General features: G+C 58.1%; 1 protein-coding gene. It reads left to right on the forward strand.

The annotated features are described in order from the left end of the window. Nucleotides 1-525: 525 nt before the first annotated feature. The coding region (locus EN993_RS36035; RefSeq protein ID WP_206532488.1) for a trypsin-like peptidase domain-containing protein at nucleotides 526-1156 on the forward strand (631 nt) is incomplete at its 3' end.

Consider the following 1156-nt stretch of genomic DNA (forward strand, 5'->3'; position numbering starts at 1 on the left):
GTCTCGGTGGATCCGAGCGTGGTTCTTCCCAGCGACCGCCCGCTTTGCGCTCCGCGCCCTCATCTCCTCGGCTTAGCGGTTTCGCGTACGGACCGTCCAAGGTTTTGGAGCCTTGGTTAACGGCAGCCGAGCCGAAATGAAGCGCGCGTATTTTGCCTCGCTTCAAAGCGCTGGCATGCCGATGAGCATCCAGCCTGTCCGCGGTAGATCCTGGGTGGCTTCAACAAGAGGGTCGCTGCTAAGACGTAGCGCTCATTGACTGCACACCGGTCCGGCGTCTGGCGTAGTATGCAGAAGCTTTGTTGCTGTTCTGATTCGAGCAAAGGAAGTTGCTGATCATTTGGCTTTGGTCAGGACTGGACCTTCTGACCATGCCGGCAATGGTCAGCGCGATATCATCTCAAGGGTGCCTGGCCAACATTACTAAAAGTTCATGCAATGGAAATGACGTCGTAATGTGCGCTTCTATATTCTTTTCAGCACGACGCCAATCAGGGCGCAGTTCTAGAAAGAGGACACGAAATCATGAAAACTTACCCCAATGTACATTCCAGCACGCACAAGCGAATCATGGCTGCTGCCGCGTCCGTGGCTATCGCCGGGGCGATCGGCTTCGGGGCCTACGCCACCGGCACATCACCCGTTCTGGCCGATGCCGTGCGCGTTCAAACAGCGCAGATGCCGGGCTTCGCCGATCTCGTTGAACGAGTCACGCCCGCGGTCGTTAGCGTCAAGGTCAAGGCCAAGGTCCAGCCGACGGCCGACGATGGCACCAACGATCAGAATGGTTTCGATAACTTGCCAGACAACCCGCAACTTCGCCGGTTTTTCAAGGAATTCCGCGACTTTGGCGACCAGGGCGGCCAGTTCGGCATGCGCCGTTTCGGTCACCGGGACCACAACAACGACCGCCCGCGGCCGGTGGCGCAAGGATCCGGCTTCTTCATCTCCGATGACGGCTATCTGGTTACCAACAACCATGTCGTTTCGGAAGGCTCGGACTTCACAGTGGTGACCAATGACGGCAAGGAATTCGAGGCCAAACTGGTCGGCACCGACCCGCGCACCGACCTCGCGGTGCTGAAGGTCGACGGCAGCGGCAACAAGTTCACATATGTCGACTTCGCCGACGATTCCAAGGTCCGCATCGGTGACT

This window comes from Mesorhizobium sp. M7D.F.Ca.US.004.01.2.1 (assembly GCF_003997785.1).
GTDB lineage: Bacteria > Pseudomonadota > Alphaproteobacteria > Rhizobiales > Rhizobiaceae > Mesorhizobium > Mesorhizobium loti.